This window comes from Pseudorhodoferax aquiterrae (assembly GCF_014652235.1).
Classification (GTDB): domain Bacteria; phylum Pseudomonadota; class Gammaproteobacteria; order Burkholderiales; family Burkholderiaceae_C; genus Pseudorhodoferax; species Pseudorhodoferax aquiterrae.
Genome location: NZ_BMYK01000003.1, coordinates 237,766 through 254,393, shown reverse-complemented (window position 1 = coordinate 254,393; position 16,628 = coordinate 237,766). Strand labels below are relative to the sequence as shown.

The following is a 16,628-nucleotide window of genomic DNA, read 5'->3' as shown; positions in this document are numbered from 1 at the left end:
CGGCCTGCGTTCAGCGCAGGTGGTGCACGGCGCCCTGGCCGTAGACCGGGGTCGCGATCCCCTCCATCCTTGCCTTCAGCTGCAGCGCCAGGTACTGCGAGTAGTGGCGCGACTGGTGCAGATTGCCGCCATGGAACCACAGCTGCGGCTGCTGCGTCGGCTTCCACATGTTGCGCAGCTCGCCTTCCCAGGGGCCGGGATCCTTGGTCGTGCCCGAGCCCAGGCCCCAGCACTTGCCGACGCGGTCGGCCACCTCGGGCGAGACGATCTTGGCGACCCAGCCGTTCATCGAGCCGTAGCCCGTGGCGTAGACCAGCAGGTCGGCCGGCAGCTCCGTGCCGTCGGTGAGCACCACCGAGCGCGGCTTGATCTGCTCGATGTTGACGCCGCTCTTGAGGTGGATGCTGCCGTCGGCCACGAGCTCGGACGCGCCCACGTCGATGTAGTAACCCGAGCCGCGCCGCAGGTACTTCATGAACAGGCCGGAGCCGTCGTCGCCGAAGTCCAGCAGGAAGCCCGCCTTTTCCAGCCGCGCGTAGAAGTCGCGGTCGCGCTGGCGGATCGCCTCGTACACCGGCACATGGAAGCTGTGCATGATCCTGAACGGCACCGAGGCGAACAGCAGGTCGGCCTTGTCGGTGGTGATGCCCTGGGCCAAGGCTTCTTCCGAATACAGACCGCCCAGCGCCAGCTCCATGAGCGAATCGGACTTCACGATGTGCGTGGACGAGCGCTGCACCATGGTCACGTCGGCACCATGCTCCCAGAGGTCGGCGCAGATGTCGTGGGCCGAATTGTTCGAACCCAGCACCACGCAGCGTTTGCCGGCATAGGCCGCGCCACCCGGATGGGCGCTGGAATGGTGCTGCGCGCCTTCGAAGGTCTCGGCACCGGCGATGCGCGGCACGGACGGAAAGCCCGAGACGCCCAGCGCGAACACCAGCTGCGTGGGCCGCAGCACCACGGTTTCGCGGCGGCCGTCGGCATGCTGGCGCTCCACCGTCACGGTCCAGGTCTTGCTGGCCTCGTCGAAGCTGGCGCTCTTCGCCTCGGTGGAACTCCAGTAGTTGAGCTCCATGACCTTGGTGTACATCTCCAGCCAGTCGCCGATCTTGTCCTTGGGGCAGAACACGGGCCAGTCGTCCGGGAACGGCAGGTAGGGCATGTGGTCGTACCAGACCGGGTCGTGCAGGCACAGCGACTTGTAGCGCTTGCGCCAGGAGTCGCCGGCGCGCGCGTTCTTCTCGATCACGAGCGTGGGCACGCCCAGGCGCTTGAGCCGTGCGGCCAGGCCGATGCCGCCCTGGCCGCCACCGATGACCACACAGTAGGGCTGCTCGGTGTAGCCCAGTGCGGCCTCCTCCTGCTGGCGCCGGTCCAGCCAGGTGGTGCGATTGCGGCGCGCACCGTGCTCGGCGCCGAGCACGCGGCGCTTGCCCTTCTTTTCCTCGAAGCCCTTGAGTTCGCTCATCACGGTCAGCAGCGTCCAGCACTTGCCGTTCTTGAGCCGCAGGTGGCCGCGCCCGCGTGCCACGGCGGTCTCGAACGTGAACCAGCTCTCGGTCACGCCGTCGGCATGGCTGGGCTGGTCCTGCACCTGCCAGCCGCTGGGCGCGACGCGGGCCAGGTTGGCCTGCAGCATCGCGGCGATGGCCTGCTTGCCCTCGGCCGTGTGCAGGTTCCAGGTGAAGGCCACGAGGTCGCGCCAATAGCAGTCGTCGGCGAAGGCCTCGAGCGTGGCGGCGATGTCGCCGCGGGCCAGCGCGGCGCCGAAGTCCTGTAGCCATTGCGCGGCCTGGTCGGATGGGGAAGTGACCGGCGCTGCGGCCAGGGTCTGGGTCATGCTGTCGTCTCCTTGCGGTGGGTGTGGCCGGGCCGGCGTGGCCGCGGCGGTCCCTGCTGCGCAAGCCGCATGCCTGCCGGGTCATGAAGCGCAAGTGCTTGTTCTGAAAGCATTTCCTCTGTGCCAGGACGGACCCGAATGTCGCAGGCGGAGTGACAGCTGTCGCACCCGCCTGCGACAGCTGTCGCGCCCGGTCCAGTGCCGTTGTGGGGCCAGACGCCGCAGCCCGGCAGTGGGCCGGGTCCGCCACATCAATGCGCTGGCAGCGGCGCCTGTTGCAACCGGAAGCGCGCCGCCCCGCCGTCGTTCGGCACCAGCTGCCAGCTGCGGTCGTGGAAGGCGGCGACCGCTGGCCGGTGTGCGATCGACAGCAAGGCGCCGCCGGCCGCCTGCACCTGGTCCACGAGCTTGGCGTAGACCGCCTGCTCGGCCGGTGCGTCCAGCGCGCTGGTGGCCTCGTCGGCGAAGATCCAGCGCGGCTTCTTGAGCAGCACGCGCGCCACGGCCAGGCGCTGCTGCTCACCGCCCGAAAGCTTCTGGCTCCAGGCGTCCTGGCGGTCCAGGTCGTCCGCCAGCTGCGGCAGCTGGGCGTCGCGCAGCGCGGCGCGCAGGTCTTCGTCGCGGTAGTCCGATGCCGGCTTCGGGTAGGCCAGTGCATCGCGCAAGGGGCCGTCCGGAAAGTAGGGGCGCTGCGGGATGAACATGGCGTCCGCCGGCTGGGCCACGCTGCCGCTGGCCTGCGGCCAGATGCCCGCGAGGGCGCGCAGCAAGGTGGATTTGCCGCTGCCCGAGGGCCCTTGGAGCAGCACGCGCTCGCCCGGCCGCACCTGCAGGTCGAGGCCTTGCAGCAGCTGCGTGCCGTCGGGCAGGGCCAGCGCGAGGTCCTGGGTGGCCAGCGTGTCGCCGCCCGCGCTGTAGCGGACCCGGCCGTCGGCGCCTGCTGCATGGGCGGCCAGGTGCGCCTCGAAGCTCGTCAGCCGGTCGGTCGTGGCACGCCAGACCGCGAGCTGCTGGTAGTTGTCGACGAACCAGGCCAGCGAGTCCTGCACGCGGCCGAAGGCCGTGGAGATCTGCATGAGTTCGCCGAGCTGGATCGCGCCGCTGAAAAAGCGCGGCGCCGCCACGAGGAAGGGGAAGATCACGGCGGCCTGGCCGAAGAAGCTGCTGAACCAGATCAGCCGCTTCTGCGCGCGGATCAGATCCAGGTAGTTGGCCAGCACCTTGGAGAAGCGCAGGTCCAGCTGCTTGCGCTCGACGGGTTCGCCGCGGTCCAGCGCGATGGCCTCGCTGTACTCGCGCACGCGCACCATGTGGTGGCGGAAGTCCGCCTCCAGCCGCTGTTGCTGGAAGTTCAGGCCGATCTGCGGCCGGCCGATCCAGTGCGTGATGAGGCTGCCGGCCAGGCAGTACAGCACGGCCACCCAGACCATGAAGCCGGGTACCTCGTAGTGCTGGCCGCCGATGCTGAAACCGAAGGCCCCCGACAGGCCCCACAGCACGCCGACGAAGCTCACCAGCGTGACGAAGGCGTTGAACGCGCCCATGGTCAGCGAAACCGTGTAGGTGGTGAACAGGTTCAGGTCTTCCTGGATGCGCTGGTCCGGGTTGTCCGGCGGTGCGCCGCCTTCGGCCTGGCCGTAGCGCGCCAGCTCCATGCGGTAGAAGGCGTGGTCGGCCATCCAGCGCTTCAGGTACGTGCCGGTCATCCAGGCGCGCCAGCGCATCTCCAGCAGCTGGGTCAGGTAGAAGCGGTAGACCGCCAGGACGATCATGCCGAAGGCCAGGACCGTGAAGCGCCACAGCTGCTCCCAGAACACGGTCTGGTCGCGCTTCTCGAGCGCGTCGTAGAACACGCGGTACCAGTCGTTGTACTGCACCAGCAGCCAGACGCCGGCCAGATTGAGGAGCACGATGGCGGCCAGCAGGCCGCGCGCGCGCCACTTTTCCTCGGACTGAAAGTAGGGACGGGACAGGCGCCAGATGCGCCCTGCCTGTTGGCGCGTGCGCGCAAGCCGTTCTCGGAGTTGCATGAAATGCCGGCGGTCGTGGGGGCGCGCCCATGCTAGCGCGGACCGCCGCAGCAGACTTAGGCCAGCCTTAGAGCGGCCGGCCCTGGGCCTTGCGCGCGGCGATGAAGGCCTCCAGGGCCTGGGCGCTGGTCTTGTGCGGCACGTAGCCGAAGCGCTGCTTGAGCGCGCTGTTGTCCAGCACCGGCCGGTAGCGCAGGAAGTCCAGCTGCTCCGGCCCATAGCGCCCGATGCCCAGCGAGCGGCCCAGGCGCAGCGCGCTGCGCAGCAGGCCGGCCGGCAGCACCAGGGGCCGCTTGCCCAGTCGCTCGGCGATCGCGTGGATCGTGAGGGCGCCGTCGCCGGCGAGGTTGTAGCAGCCCGGCGGCCCCTTGCCGTCGAGCGCGTGCAGCAGCGCACCGCAGACGTCCTCGTCCCAGACGAAGACGAAGGGGCTGTCGCTGCCCGCGATCGCCAGCGGCCGCGTCTTCTCGAACAGGGCGGTGATCTGGTTGTCCACGCGCTCGCCCAGGATGGTGCCGATGCGCAGCACCGTCTGCGCCAGCTGCGGATGCCGGACACGGGCCTCGGCCAGCATCTCCTCCACCAGCCGCTTGTGGTGGGCATAGGCGAAGCTCTCGTTGCCGCGCAGCGGATGCGCCTCGGTCAGCCAGGCGGGGTTGTCGGCGTGGTAGCCATAGGCCGCGCCGCTGGAGGAGACGAGCAGGTGGCGCACGCCCTGCGCCAGGCAGGCGTCCAGCACCTTGCGCGTGCCGCCCACGTCCACCGCATGTTCCAGCGCGCGCGTGGAGCCCTTGGGCGGCGTGACGATGGAGGCCAGGTGCACCACGGTGTCGATGCCGTGCCGGGCCAGCACCTGCGCCAGCCCTTCGTCGCGCACGTCCCAACGCAGGTAGGCGATGCCAAGCAGGCGGCGTGTGGCCGGCACCTCGCGCACATCGGCCGCCACCACCGTGGTCGGTTCCGGCCGCGTCGCCAGCGCATGGAGCAGGCCACGGCCGAGAAAGCCGTCTGCGCCCGTGACCAGGATGCGCTCGGCCCTCATGGCGTTTCGGGGGCTGCAGCGCCGCCCTGCACCGGCCGCTTGCCCCACCAGCCGGCCAGCACCAGGCCGGCGATGATGTCCCAAAAGCCCCAGACGCCCGCCACCACGGCCATGCCGCCCAGGCCGCCGAAGAACCCGAAGATCAGCACCAGCCCCAGGCCGGCGTTGCGGATGCCCACCTCGATGGTCAGCGCGCGGCGGTCGTAGTCGGCCAGGCCGAAGGCGCGCGCGCAGAGCCAGCCGGTGGCGAAGGCCAGCGCGTCGTGCAGCGCCACCGCCACGATGACCAGGCCGATGTAGTCGAGGAAGTAGCGCCAGTTGCCCGCGATGGCGCCGAGGATGAAGGCGATCAGCGTCACGAAGCTCAGGATGCGCATGGGCTTCTTGAAGCGCGCCGTCCAGCGCGGAAAGCGCTCGGCGCACCAGATGCCCAGCACGAAGGGCAGACCGATGATGAGCAGGATGTGCCCGCCCATTTCCAGCGGGTCGATGGAGATGCTGCGCAGCAGCGCGGATGCCGTGGGATGCAGGCCGCCCCAGAACGCGAAGTTCAGCGGCATGGCCACGATGGCGATGGCATTGGACACCGCCGTCATGGACACGCTGAGCGCCACGTTGCCGCCGGCCCGGTGCGTGAGGACATTGCTCACGTTGCCGGGCGGGCAGCAGGCCACCAGGATCATGCCCAGCGCGATGCTGGGCCCCACGCCCAGCACGCGCGTGAGCACGTAGGTGATGGCCGGCAGGGCGATGAACTGCGCGCCCACGCCGACCGCGAAGGCCAGCGGCATGCGCGCCACGCGCCTGAAATCTTCAATGCGCGTGTCCAGCGCGATGCCGAACATCAGGAAGGCCAGCACCGCGTTGAGCACGGCCAGCGAGGCCGGGTTGAAGTTCAGGCGGATGTCGTCGACGGGCAGCATGGGGGCTCTCAGTGGAAGGCCGCGGCGGCCGCGCGCACCGCCTTGCGGTAGGTGTCCTTGTGCACGTAGTACGCCATGCGTTCGAGCTTCAGGTAGCGGTAGCCGCCCGACAGGTCGGGCCAGGCGGCCGGATCCGCATCCTTGGCCGACCGCAGCGCGCCGGCTTGCGGGCTGCCGTCGTCCAGTGCCTTGAAATAGCGCGCCACCAGCTCGGCCTGCTCGTAGCGGCCCTGCCAGCCCAGGCCGCTGGCCTCCACCATGCCCAGCACGGCCAGCCGGTCGAAGCGCGGCGCGAAGATGTTCAGGTACAGGCGCGGCGCCATGCCCTGCCAGTTCAGCAGCGCGTGGTCCAGGAAGGGGTAGTGCAGCTTGTAGCCGGTGGCGGCCAGGACCAGGTCGTAGTCGCGTGCGCTGCCGTCCTTGAAGTGCACGGTGTGGCCCTCGAGGCGCGCGATGTCGGGGCGCACGCCCACGTCGCCGTGGCCGATGTGGTACAGGATCAGCGAGTTCACGACCGGGTGCGACTCGTACATGCGGTAATCGGGCCGCGGAAAGCCGAAGCGCACCGGGTCGCCCGTGAACCATTGCAAGATGGTGCTGTCGATGCGCTGCTTGAGCCAGGGCGGCAACGTCAGCTTGCCGCCGATCGAATCGGCCGGCTTGCCGAACACGTACTTGGGCACGAAGTAGTAGCCGCGCCGCACCGAGATGTCGATGCTCCTGGCGTGGTGGACTGCGTCGACCGCGATGTCGCAGCCCGAGTTGCCCGCGCCCACGATCAGCACGCGCTGGCCGGCGAACTGGGTGGCCTGCTTGTAGGCCGAGGTGTGCCAGAGCGCGCCCGCGAACTGGCCTGGGAAGGTTGGCATGTTGGGCTCGGCCAGCGTGCCGTTGGCCACCACCAGGCCCTTGTACTCGGCCACCTCGGGCGCCGCGTCGCCGGTCTGCGTGGTCAGGCGCCAGCGTGTGCCGGGGGCGTCCGAGACGGGTTCGGCCTTGAGCACCCGGGTATGGAAGCGGTAGTCGCGGTGCAGGTCGAAACGGCGTGCGAAGGCGCGGAAGTAGTCCAGCAGCTCGCGGTGGCTCGGGTAGTCGGCCACGGTGTCGGCCATCGGGAACTCGCTGAACTCCGTCATGCGCTTGCTGGAGATCAGGTGTGCCGAGGCATAGACCGTGGAGCGCGGGTTCTCGATGTTCCACAGACCGCCGACATCGCCATGGGCCTCGAAGCCCTGGAAGGCGATGCCCAGCTTCTGCAGGTTGCGGGCCCCGGCCAGGCCCGAGGGGCCGGCGCCGACGAGGGCGATCTGTGCGTGTGTCGGAGTGCTCATCGTTCCAGGCCGGGAATCTCGGTGGCGCCGGCTTCGCCGGGCCGGGGCTTGCGCGGTTGCGCGAGCAGGATGCGGTCGTGCAGCGGCGCGGGCAGCAGGGCCAGTGCGCGTGCCAGCCAGCCGGTGCGGCGCGGCAGCACGATGTGCGCGCGGCCCGCGGCCACACCGGCCAGCAGGCGCTGGGCCGCATCCTCGGGCTCCAGCAGGCCCGGCATGGCGAAGCGGTTGCCGGCCGTGAGCGCGGTGCGCAGGTAGCCCGGGCTCACGGTGTGCACGCGCAGCGCCGTGGGGCGCAGTTCGGCGCGCAGGCTTTGCAGGTAGGCGATCAGGCCCGCCTTGCTGGCGCAGTAGGCCCCGTTGCCGGGCAGGCCGCGCCAGCCCGCCACACTGGCCACGCCGACCAGGGCGCCCGGACGGCCCGCGGCCTGCATCGCCGGCAGGAAGGGCGCGAAGGTGGCCGCCACGCCCACGAGGTTGATCTCCAGCATGCGGCGCAGCACGGCCAGATCCTCGGGCCGCGCCGTGTCGAAGCCGCCGGCCACGCCGGCGTTGGCGATCACGAGGTCGGGCGGGCCGAAGCGCGCGGTCCAGTCCGCCGCCATGGCGGCCATGGCCGGGCCGTCGCTCACGTCCGGGGTGTAGATGGCGCAGCGGCCGGGTGCCAGCGCCGCCAGCGGGGCCAGGGCCTTGCGCTGCAGGCCGACCAGCGCGACCCGCGCACCGCCGGCGATCAGCGCACGGGCCAGCGCCTGGCCCAGGCCGCCGCAGGCACCGGTCAGCACGGCGTTGTCGAACGTCACGGGCAGTCTCCTCCGCGGCGCATGCTAGCGGCCGCCGCGCGCCGCCGCATCCGGGTGTTCCGCAGGCTGCGCGGCCTGCGGCCGTCTTCAGCGCACGGGAGGCGGGTGGTTGGCCACGCCGTGGCTCACATGGCCGGCCGGCACGTGGCGCGCGGCCGAGCGCACATGCGTGGTCTGGTCGTCGAAGAAGAAGTCGGGCTCGAACTCGCGCAGGAACTCGCCCTTGGGCAGGCCGCCCAGGAACATGGCCTCGTCGACCTCGATGTTCCAGTTCATGAGCGTGCGGATGGCGCGCTCGTGCGCGGGCGCGCTGCGCGCCGTGACCAGCGCGGTGCGGATGCGCATGCCGGCCTGGGAGGCCTGCTGCAGCCGGTGCAGCGCGGCCAGCAGTGGCTTGAACGGGCCGTCGGGTAGCGGCAGCGCGGCCTTGTCGGTCTCGTGCAGTTGGAACGCATCCAGGCCCTGGGCCTGGAACACCTGCTCGGCCTCGTCGGAGAACAGCACGGCGTCGCCGTCGAAGGCGATGCGCACCTCGTCCGGGTGGTTGATGCCGGCCTGGGCCGATTCGGTCAGCACGCGCGCGGCCGGGAAGCCCTGGGCCAGCGCCTCGCGCACGTCGGCCTCGTTGGCCGACAGGAACAAGTGGGCGCGCAGCGGGCGCAGATAGCCGAAGGGGTCGCGGCCCTGCGTGAACACGCCGCGCTCGAGCTTGATGCCGGCCTCGCGCACCGAGCGGAAGATGCGCATGCCGCTGACCGGGTCGTTGCGCGAGAGCACCACCACCTCCACGCGCTGCTGCGCGGGGTCGTTGAAGGCCAGCAGCTTGCGCACCAGCGAGAAGGCCACGCCGGGCCGCGCCGGCACTTCCAGCCGCGAGAGCTGCAGCTGCATGTAGGCGCGCGCGTCGCCGGCCTCGAACAGCCGGTTTTCCTCCTCCAGGTCGAACAGCGCTCGCGAGGAGATCGCGACGACGAGCTTGTCTTCCAGGGTGGCGGGCATGGGTCTACCTCGCGAATTGGTTGAGCTGGATGATGGGCATGAGCACGGCCAGCACGATCAGCATGACGATCAGGCCCATGGCCACGATCAAGAGCGGCTCCAGGATGGTGGCCAGCGCCATGGCGCGGCGCTGTACCTCGCTGCCGATCTGGCGCGCGGCGCGCTGCAGCATGGTGGGCAGCTCGCCGGTCTGCTCGCCCAGGCGCGCGAACATGGACACCAGGCCGGGAAAGCGCTTCTTCTGCGCGATCGCCGAGGCCAGCGGCGCGCCCTCGCGCACGGCCACCAGCGCATCCAGCGCGTCGGCGCGCATGGCGCGGTTGTTGAGCGTCTCGGCCGCGGCCTGCAGGGCGCGCAGGATGGGCACGCCGGCCGCGGCCAGCATGGCCAGCGTGCTCGTGAAACGGGCCGCGTTGTAGCCCGCGGCAAGCCGGCCGATCAGCGGCAGGCGCAGCACCATGGCGTCGAAGCGCAGGCGCATGGCCTCGGCGCGCAGCGAGAGCTTCAGGCCCACGCCGCCGGCCAGCAGCAGCAGCGCGATCCACCAGCCGTGGTGGCGCACCACGTCGCTGATGGCCAGCATGACCACCGTGAGGATGGGCAGCGCGCGCTTGGTGCCCGCGAACACGTTGGCCACCTGCGGCACCACGTAGCCGACCAGGAACATCACGATCACGATGGCCACCAAGCTCACGATGGCCGGGTACAGCGCGGCGCCGATCAGGCGCGACTTGAGTTCCTGCTGCGTCTCCAGGTCCTCGGCCAGCCGGTCCAGCACCAGGCCCAGGTGGCCACTCTGTTCGCCCGCGCCGATCACGGCGGTGTAGATCGGCGTGAACTCGCGCGGGTGCCGGGCCAGCGCCTTGGCGAAGGACGAGCCGGCATTGACCTCCGAGCGCAGGCCGGCCAGCAGGTGGCGCTGGCGTTCGTCCTCGGCCTCCTCGGTCAGCGCGGTCAGCGCGCGCTCGAGTGGCAGGCCGGCCGAGACCAGGCCGGAGAGCTGGCGCGTCCAGACCGCCAGCGCCGTGCCGCGGAAGATGCGGCCGGCGAACAACCCGCGCGAACGCGGCGCTTCCTCGCCCGCGCCCTGGCCGGCGCCGACCGGCTCGACGGCCAGCGGCACCAGCGCCTGGGCGCGCAGCATGGTGCGCGCCGAGCGCGCGGTGTCGGCCTCCAGCACGCCCTTGCGGGTCGCGCCTTCGGCGTCGACGGCTTCGAATGCGTAGGCTGGCATGTGTCAGTGCCGCCCGGCCGCCCGAAGGCTCTGACGCGCCCCCCTGGGGGGCAGCGATACGCGCAGCGATGAGCGTGGGGGCTTCATGTCAGTCTCGCGTCACGCGCAGCAGTTCCTCGCGCGAGGTGATGCCGGCGGCCACCAGGCGCTCGCCGTCCTCGCGCATGAGCAGCATGCCGTTGCGCTGCGCGGCGGCGCGGATGTCGGCCTCCGAGGCGCGGTTGTGCACCTGGGCGCGGATCGCGTCGTCGGCCACCAGCAGCTCGAACACGCCCGTGCGGCCCTGGTAGCCGGTGTGGCCGCAGGCCTCGCAGCCCGGGCCGCGGCAGGCCGGGCACAGCTTGCGCACCAGGCGCTGGGCCTGCACGCCCAAGAGCGAGGAGCTCAGCAGGAAGGGCTCCACGCCCATGTCGATCAGGCGCGTGACGGCGCTGGCGGCGTCGTTGGTGTGCAGCGTGGCCAGCACCAGGTGGCCCGTCAGCGAGGCCTGGATGGCGATCTGCGCGGTCTCGAAGTCGCGGATCTCGCCGATCATGATCACGTCCGGGTCCTGGCGCAGGATGGCGCGCAGGGCCTTGGCGAAGGTCAGGTCGATCTTGGCGTTGACCTGGGTCTGGCCGATGCCGGGCAGCTCGTACTCGATCGGGTCTTCCACCGTCATGATGTTGCTGCGGCTGGCGTCGAGTTCGGACAGCGCGGCGTACAGCGTGGTGGTCTTGCCCGAGCCCGTGGGGCCGGTCACGAGGATGATGCCGTGCGGCTGGGCGATCAGTTCCTGCAGCTGGTGCAGCACGGCGCCCTGCATGCCGACGGAGGCCAGGCTGATGCGCTCGCTGGACTTGTCCAGGAGGCGCAGCACGGCGCGTTCGCCGTGCGCGCTGGGCAGCGTGGAGACGCGCACGTCGACCGCGCGCGTGCCGATGCGCAGGCTGATGCGCCCGTCCTGCGGCAAACGCTTCTCCGAGATGTCGAGCTCGGCCATGATTTTCAGGCGCGAGATCAGCGCGGCATGCAGCGCGCGGTTGGGCTGCACCACCTCGCGCAGCGTGCCGTCCACGCGGAAGCGCACGCTGGAATGGCGCTCGTAGGGCTCGATGTGGATGTCGCTGGCGCCGTCGCGCGCGGCCTGCGTGAGCAGCGCGTTGAGCATGCGGATGATGGGCGCATCGTCCGAGGTCTCCAGCAGGTCTTCCACCGCCGGCAGCTCCTGCATCATGCGCGAGAGGTCGGCGTCGCTCTCGACCTCGCTGACCACGGCCGCGGCGTTGGACTCGCCCTGGGCGTAGGCCGCGCTGATGCGCTGGGCCAGTGCGGCCTGGGCCAGCGACTGCACATGGCGCACCGGGTGCTTGCGCATGACCTCGGCCACGGCGGTCGGTGGCGTGGCCGGGTGCAGCCACAGCGTGAGTTCGCCGAGGTTGTCTTCCAGCAGCAGCTGCTGGCTGCGGGCGAAGGCGTAAGGCAGCGGATGGCGCATCACTGCGGCGAGGCCACGGGTTGCGAGGGCGCGCCCGGCGTCTGGGTCTGTAGGTTGGTGGAGGGCTGCATCAGCGGGGCGGGCACCGGCGCGGCCGGGCGGCGCAGCGGCTGCTCGGGCAGCACGGGCGCCTCGTTCACGCGCACCAGCGAGCTTTCCTGCGGCTGGGCCTGCTGCTGGCCTACGCGCATGAGGTCGTAGCGGTCCATGGACAGGGTTTCGGCCGACTGGTTGTCGCGCACCACCACCGGGCGCAGGAACACCATGAGGTTGGTCTTGCGGCGCGAGCGCGCTTCGCTCTTGAACAGGTTGCCGAAGAACGGGATGTCGCCGACGCCGGGCACCTTCTCCTGGTTGCCGCCGTACTGGTCCTGCAGCAGGCCGCCGAGCACCACGATGGAGCCGTCGTCCACCAGCACCGTGGACTCGATGGCGCGCTTGGTCGTGGTGGGGCCGCTGGCGGCCGACTCGGTGCCCGACTTCACGGCCGAGCTCTCCTGGTAGATCACCATCTTGACCGTGCCGTTCTCGTTGATCTGCGGGCGCACGCGCAGCGTGAGGCCCACGTCCTGGCGCTCGTAGGTCTGGAACGGGTTGACGGTGCCCGAGCCGGTGCTCGTGGCGTTGGTGTAGGAGCCGGTCACGAAGGGCACGTTCTCGCCGATGATGATGCGGGCTTCCTCGTTGTCCAGCGTCAGCAGGTTCGGCGTGGACAGGATGTTGCCGTCGGTGTTGGTCTCCAGGAAGCGCGCCAGGAAGCCCAGCACGTTGTTGCCGTTCTTCTGGTAGATGTAGCCCAGGTTGCCGCCCGTGGAGGGCAGGGCGGTCTGCCCCGTCGTCGTGGTGCCCGAGCCGTTGATGAGGCCGGGCGCGATGCTGAAGATGTTGCGGCCGCCCACGCTGAAGTTGGTGCCGATGGCTGCCAGGTTCTTGCCGCCCAGCAGGGCCGACCACTGGATGCCGAACTCGGCCGCCTTCTCGGCGTTGACTTCCACGATCAGGCTTTCCACTAGCACCTGCGCACGCCGGCCGTCGAGCCGGTCGATCACGGCGCGCAGCTGCCGGTATTGTGGTTCCGGCGCCGAGATGATCAGCGAGTTGGTCGAGGGGTCGGCCTGGATCTGGCCACCGGTCGAGGGCTGGTTGCTGTTGCCCTGGTTCAGGCTGCCGCCGCCCGTGCCGCTGCTGCCGAAGCCCGAGATGCTGCTGCTGCCGCTGCCGCTCGTTCCGCTGCTGCTGGAACTGGAACCGAACGAGGTCTGCAGCGCGCCCAGGCTCGGCGATCCGCTGCTGGGCTGGCTGCCGCCGCCCTGCGTGCCGGTACCGCCCACGTTGCCCGCGGCGATGGCAGCGCGCAGCGTGGCCGCCAGCTTCACGGCGTCGGCGTTCTTGAGGTAGACGACGTGGATGTTGCCCGTGGCGGCGCTGGAGCCTGGCGCCGGCGGCTGGTCCAGCCGCGCCACCAGCGAGCGGATCAGGTTCATGCGCGCCGCATTGCTGGCGCGCACGACCAGCGCATTGCTGCGCGGCTCGGCCATCAACGTGGTGCGGTACGAGGTGTCGGCCGCCTGGCCCGCGGCCGGCGCGGCCGCGCCGCCCGTGCTGCTGCCGGGCTCGACGAGCCGCGAGACCAGCGGCGCGAGGTCGCTGGCGATGGCATGGCGCAGCGGGATCACCTCCACGTCGGTGGCGTTGGACACGTCCATGGCCGCGATCACGCGGGCCAGCCGGCGCAGGTTGTCGGCGTAGTCGGTGATGACCAGCGAGTTGGTGCCGGGGTTGGCGTTGATGGTGTTGTTCGGGCTGATCAGCGGGCGCAGCACCGGCACCAGGTTGTTGGCGTTCTCGTGGTTGAGCCGGAAGATCTGCGTGACGATTTGGCTGCCACTGGGCAGGCCGCCGTCGCCGCCTTCGCTCACGCTGACCGGGCTGCTCTGCAGCTTGGCGTCGGCCTCGGGCACGACCTTGTCCAGGCCGGCGGCATCCACCACGGTGAAGCCCTGCATGCGCAGCGCAGCGATGAACTGGCTGTAGGCCACGGAGGGCGGCACGGGCTGGTCCGTCGACAGGTTCATCGTGCCCTTCACGCGTGGGTCCACCACCACGTTGCGGCCGGTGATGGTGGCCATGGTGCGCGCCACGGCCTCGATGTCGGCGTTCATGAAATTCAGCGTGACCGGGTCGCCGCGGCGCGGGCCGCTGGGCACCAGGCTCACGGTGCTGGGGCCGCCCGGGGCCTGCGCGGCGCCGGCCGGCATCCCGGTCTGCGGCACCAGCGGTGCCGGCGGGATCTGGGCCAGGGCCGGCAGGGCCTGGCACAGCAGCGCGGCGGCGAGGGCGCAGGCGCGGCGGGTCGGCGGGGCGGGGCGGCGGTTCGGGAAGGAGTGCATCGGGCTAGCCCACTTGGATGATGGAACGCAGGCCATTGCGTCGGCCAATGATGTTCAGGAGATTGGAAAGCGCGTCGACCCGCGCGGGGTCGGCGCTGGCTTCACCGGAAAAGCGCAGGCGCGAACCCACCCATTGTCCGCTGCCGCTCAGCGTGAGGCTGCCCGAGAGCGTTTCCAGCCGCAGGCTGGCCGGCGCACCGTCGCCACCGCCGGCCAGCGTGAGCCGGTAGCTGCCCATGGGCTTGAGCGTGGACAGGCGCGAGGACAGGTCGCTGGCCTCCAGCTGCAGCCGGCCGTTCACCAGCATGCGGCCGGAGACCCATTCGAGCGAGAGATCCTGTGCGGCCAGTGCCAGCGTGCCTTCGGGCTGGACCGTGTTCCAGGGCGTGCCCAGGCCGGCCAGCACCGTGGCTGGCCAGTGCGACTGGCCATCGCCGATCTGCACGCGGGCGCCCGTCCAGCGCGGCTGGGCGTGCACCTGCCAGGGCTGCTGCATGCAGCAGCGCGCGCGCAGCGCCAGCCGCAGGCCCGTCAGCGCGGGGCGCAGCTGCCATTCGAAGCGGCCAGGCAGGGCGGTGGCGTCGCGGCTGTCCACGCCGCCGGCCAGCACCAGCTGGGCCGAGCCGTTCCACAGGCTGCCGCGCGGCGCGCGCAGCAGCACATGCTGCTCGCTGCCTTGTTCCACGGCCCAGGCCAGCCAGCGCGCCGGCGCGAACACCAGCACGCCGGCCAGCAGGCCCACGGCGCCACCCAGCACCGCCCAGCCCCAAGGGGCGCGCGCGGTCACGGTGGTGCGGGGGGCGCGGGCCACGGTCAGCGGGCCGGCAGCGTGAGGACCAGTGCGCCGTCCCAGCGGGCCGGTGCATTGGCCGGGCCGGCCGCGCGGGTCAGGCGCGCTTCGGCGGGCAGCGCACGCGCGTTGACGCGGGCCTGCGTGAGCCAGCGCGCCAGCGCGTCGGCCTCGGCGGCCTTGAGCGTGAGGGTGGCGCGTTCCCCGGCCACGCTGAGCTGGGCCGTGTTGCCCAGGCGCTGGCGCACCGAGGCCTCGAGCGCGCGCAAGGCGTCGTCATAGGCCAGTCGCGGCTGGTTCTGCAGCGCCATGGCGTCGGCCTGCAGGCTGCGCATGGTCTGCAGCTGCCGGTCCAGTTCCTGGTGCTGGGACTCGGCGTGGCGCAGTGTGGACAGGGCCGGACCCAGCAACACCCACCAGACCAGGGCCACCAGCACGATGGCGCCGGCGAGCATGACGGCGCCGCGCTCGCGCGGTGCGAGCAGGTCCCAGCGGGTGCGCAGCTGTTGCTGCAGGGCGTCGAACTTCATGGCGTGGCTCCGGCGTCGGGCAGGGGGCGCAGCAGCAGGCGCTCGCCTTCGGACTGCGCCGCCAGGCCATGGGCGCGCAGGCGGCCGTTCAATGCGGCCAGGGCTTCGGGGGTGTTGGCCAGGCCGCGCAGCCGGGCTTCGCCGTTGCCGAAGTCGATCGCCTGCGGCACCTGGCCGGGTGGCAGCGTGGTGCCCAGCGCGCCCAGCATGGCTTCGAGGTCGCGCGGGCCGTAGGCGCCGGAGGCCTGGCGCAGCAGCTCGACCTCGCGTGCCATCTGCACGGGCGCATCGACGACCACGCGCACCGACGGGAAGCTGCTGGAGAGCACACCGCGCACGGCGGCGCGCTTGTCGGCCAGGGCGGTGGATTCCTTCCAGGCCCAGGCGTTGACGCCGACCAGGTGGGCCGCGACGAGCAGGGCGAGGCCCCAGCGCGCGGGGCGCCACTGCGGGCCACGGGCGATGGCGGCCACGCGGCGCAGCGTGCCCTGCACGGCGCGGCGGCGGTCGGAGCTGGCCAGGTCGAACTGGGCCAGGTCCCAGCCGCCGGCGCCGGCCTGCAGCCAGCGCTCGGTGGCAGGGCGCAGCTGCAACTGGCGCGCGCCGCTCTGCTCGGCCAGCTGGGCCAGGGCCGGATCGGCGAACACGGGCACCTCTTCGGCGCTGCCGGCCTGGGCCAGGGCCCAGTCCAGCGCGGGCGCGGCCAGCGGCAGCACGCTGACCCCCTGCGCGCCGCTGTAGCCCAGCCAGGCGGATTTGGGCGTGCCGAGGATCTCGATCTGTTCGCTGCCGGGTGCCAGTTCGGGCACGACGCGGGCGGCCGGGCGGCGTGCCGCCTCCAGCAGGTCCAGGCCGGCGCGCAACCAGGCGCGGTCGCAGGTGGCGACCCAGGCCGGGGCCTGGGCGCGGGCACCGGCCTCCAGCGCGAAATGCACGGCGGCCGGGTCGTCGAGCAGGCGGTCCTCGAGCAGGCCTTCGAGCAGCGCGCGCAGGCGCGGCGTGCCGGTGGCACCGCGCGCCAGCGCGCCCTTGGGTAGCTCCACGCGGTGCCAGGACAGCGCCTGCGCCGGCACGAGCGCCACGGTCTCGCGTGCGGCGGGCAGCAGCGCCGCGACGGCCTGCGCGTGGGCGGCGACGGTGCGACCGTCGGCGCTCAGCACGTATTCCAGCGGTGTGGCTGCACCGGGGGTGTCCAGGGGCAGGACGACGATCAGGGTGCTCAAGACTTCTCTCTCCGGG

General features: G+C 71.5%; 13 protein-coding genes. All 13 read right to left on the bottom strand.

Annotated features, from left to right (window positions below):
• Positions 1-10 precede the first annotated feature (10 nt).
• Positions 11-1,843 (bottom strand): NAD(P)/FAD-dependent oxidoreductase, encoded by a 1,833-nt coding sequence (locus tag IE209_RS06500; protein ID WP_189686148.1) that lies wholly within the window; start codon positions 1,841-1,843, stop codon positions 11-13.
• Positions 1,844-2,094: 251 nt separating this feature from the next.
• Positions 2,095-3,873, bottom strand: coding sequence for an ABC transporter ATP-binding protein/permease (locus tag IE209_RS06495; RefSeq protein ID WP_189686147.1), 1,779 nt, complete (start codon positions 3,871-3,873; stop codon positions 2,095-2,097).
• Positions 3,874-3,940: 67 nt separating this feature from the next.
• Positions 3,941-4,915 carry an SDR family oxidoreductase gene (locus tag IE209_RS06490; protein ID WP_189686146.1) on the bottom strand — a complete coding sequence of 325 codons (975 nt, stop codon included), beginning with the start codon at positions 4,913-4,915 and terminating at the stop codon, positions 3,941-3,943.
• Entirely contained in the window at positions 4,912-5,838 is a 927-nt protein-coding gene (locus IE209_RS06485; RefSeq protein WP_189686145.1) for a bile acid:sodium symporter family protein, read from the bottom strand. Before IE209_RS06485 ends, IE209_RS06490 begins: the two co-directional genes overlap by 4 nt.
• An 8-nt stretch (positions 5,839-5,846) precedes the next feature.
• The gene (locus tag IE209_RS06480) at positions 5,847-7,169 is read right to left on the bottom strand and encodes a flavin-containing monooxygenase (RefSeq protein WP_189686144.1); all 1,323 of its coding nucleotides are present in this window, start codon (positions 7,167-7,169) and stop codon (positions 5,847-5,849) included.
• Positions 7,166-7,969 (bottom strand): SDR family oxidoreductase, encoded by an 804-nt coding sequence (locus IE209_RS06475; RefSeq protein WP_229882714.1) that lies wholly within the window; start codon positions 7,967-7,969, stop codon positions 7,166-7,168. Before IE209_RS06475 ends, IE209_RS06480 begins: the two co-directional genes overlap by 4 nt.
• An 87-nt stretch (positions 7,970-8,056) precedes the next feature.
• Entirely contained in the window at positions 8,057-8,968 is a 912-nt protein-coding gene (locus IE209_RS06470; RefSeq protein WP_189686143.1) for a 5'-nucleotidase, read from the bottom strand.
• Positions 8,969-8,972: 4 nt separating this feature from the next.
• Entirely contained in the window at positions 8,973-10,202 is a 1,230-nt protein-coding gene (gspF, locus tag IE209_RS06465) for a type II secretion system inner membrane protein GspF (protein ID WP_189686142.1), read from the bottom strand.
• Between the two features lie 88 nt (positions 10,203-10,290).
• On the bottom strand, positions 10,291-11,679 hold the full coding sequence (locus IE209_RS06460; protein WP_189686141.1) for a GspE/PulE family protein: 1,389 nt from the start codon (positions 11,677-11,679) through the stop codon (positions 10,291-10,293).
• The gene (gene gspD, locus IE209_RS06455) at positions 11,679-14,069 is read right to left on the bottom strand and encodes a type II secretion system secretin GspD (RefSeq protein ID WP_229882713.1); all 2,391 of its coding nucleotides are present in this window, start codon (positions 14,067-14,069) and stop codon (positions 11,679-11,681) included. Before gspD ends, IE209_RS06460 begins: the two co-directional genes overlap by 1 nt.
• Positions 14,070-14,073: 4 nt before the next feature.
• Positions 14,074-14,880, bottom strand: coding sequence for a type II secretion system protein N (gene gspN, locus IE209_RS06450; RefSeq protein ID WP_189686140.1), 807 nt, complete (start codon positions 14,878-14,880; stop codon positions 14,074-14,076).
• 2 nt (positions 14,881-14,882) lie between these two features.
• On the bottom strand, positions 14,883-15,389 hold the full coding sequence (locus tag IE209_RS06445; protein ID WP_189686139.1) for a type II secretion system protein M: 507 nt from the start codon (positions 15,387-15,389) through the stop codon (positions 14,883-14,885).
• Positions 15,386-16,612, bottom strand: coding sequence for a type II secretion system protein GspL (gene gspL, locus IE209_RS06440; protein ID WP_189686138.1), 1,227 nt, complete (start codon positions 16,610-16,612; stop codon positions 15,386-15,388). The genes IE209_RS06445 and gspL overlap by 4 nt, the downstream gene beginning before the upstream one ends.
• Between the last annotated feature and the right edge of the window lie 16 nt (positions 16,613-16,628).

What these genes read in the sequence shown, in the direction of transcription:
- IE209_RS06495 (WP_189686147.1), bottom strand. Translation starts at nt 3,873, where the DNA reads ATGCAACTCCGAGAACGGCTTGCGCGCACGCGCCAACAGGCAGGGCGC.
- gspD (WP_229882713.1), bottom strand. Translation starts at nt 14,069, where the DNA reads ATGCACTCCTTCCCGAACCGCCGCCCCGCCCCGCCGACCCGCCGCGCC.
- IE209_RS06490 (WP_189686146.1), bottom strand. Translation starts at nt 4,915, where the DNA reads ATGAGGGCCGAGCGCATCCTGGTCACGGGCGCAGACGGCTTTCTCGGC.
- IE209_RS06460 (WP_189686141.1), bottom strand. Translation starts at nt 11,679, where the DNA reads ATGCGCCATCCGCTGCCTTACGCCTTCGCCCGCAGCCAGCAGCTGCTG.
- gspF (WP_189686142.1), bottom strand. Translation starts at nt 10,202, where the DNA reads ATGCCAGCCTACGCATTCGAAGCCGTCGACGCCGAAGGCGCGACCCGC.
- IE209_RS06480 (WP_189686144.1), bottom strand. Translation starts at nt 7,169, where the DNA reads ATGAGCACTCCGACACACGCACAGATCGCCCTCGTCGGCGCCGGCCCC.
- IE209_RS06445 (WP_189686139.1), bottom strand. Translation starts at nt 15,389, where the DNA reads ATGAAGTTCGACGCCCTGCAGCAACAGCTGCGCACCCGCTGGGACCTG.
- IE209_RS06470 (WP_189686143.1), bottom strand. Translation starts at nt 8,968, where the DNA reads ATGCCCGCCACCCTGGAAGACAAGCTCGTCGTCGCGATCTCCTCGCGA.
- IE209_RS06500 (WP_189686148.1), bottom strand. Translation starts at nt 1,843, where the DNA reads ATGACCCAGACCCTGGCCGCAGCGCCGGTCACTTCCCCATCCGACCAG.
- IE209_RS06485 (WP_189686145.1), bottom strand. Translation starts at nt 5,838, where the DNA reads ATGCTGCCCGTCGACGACATCCGCCTGAACTTCAACCCGGCCTCGCTG.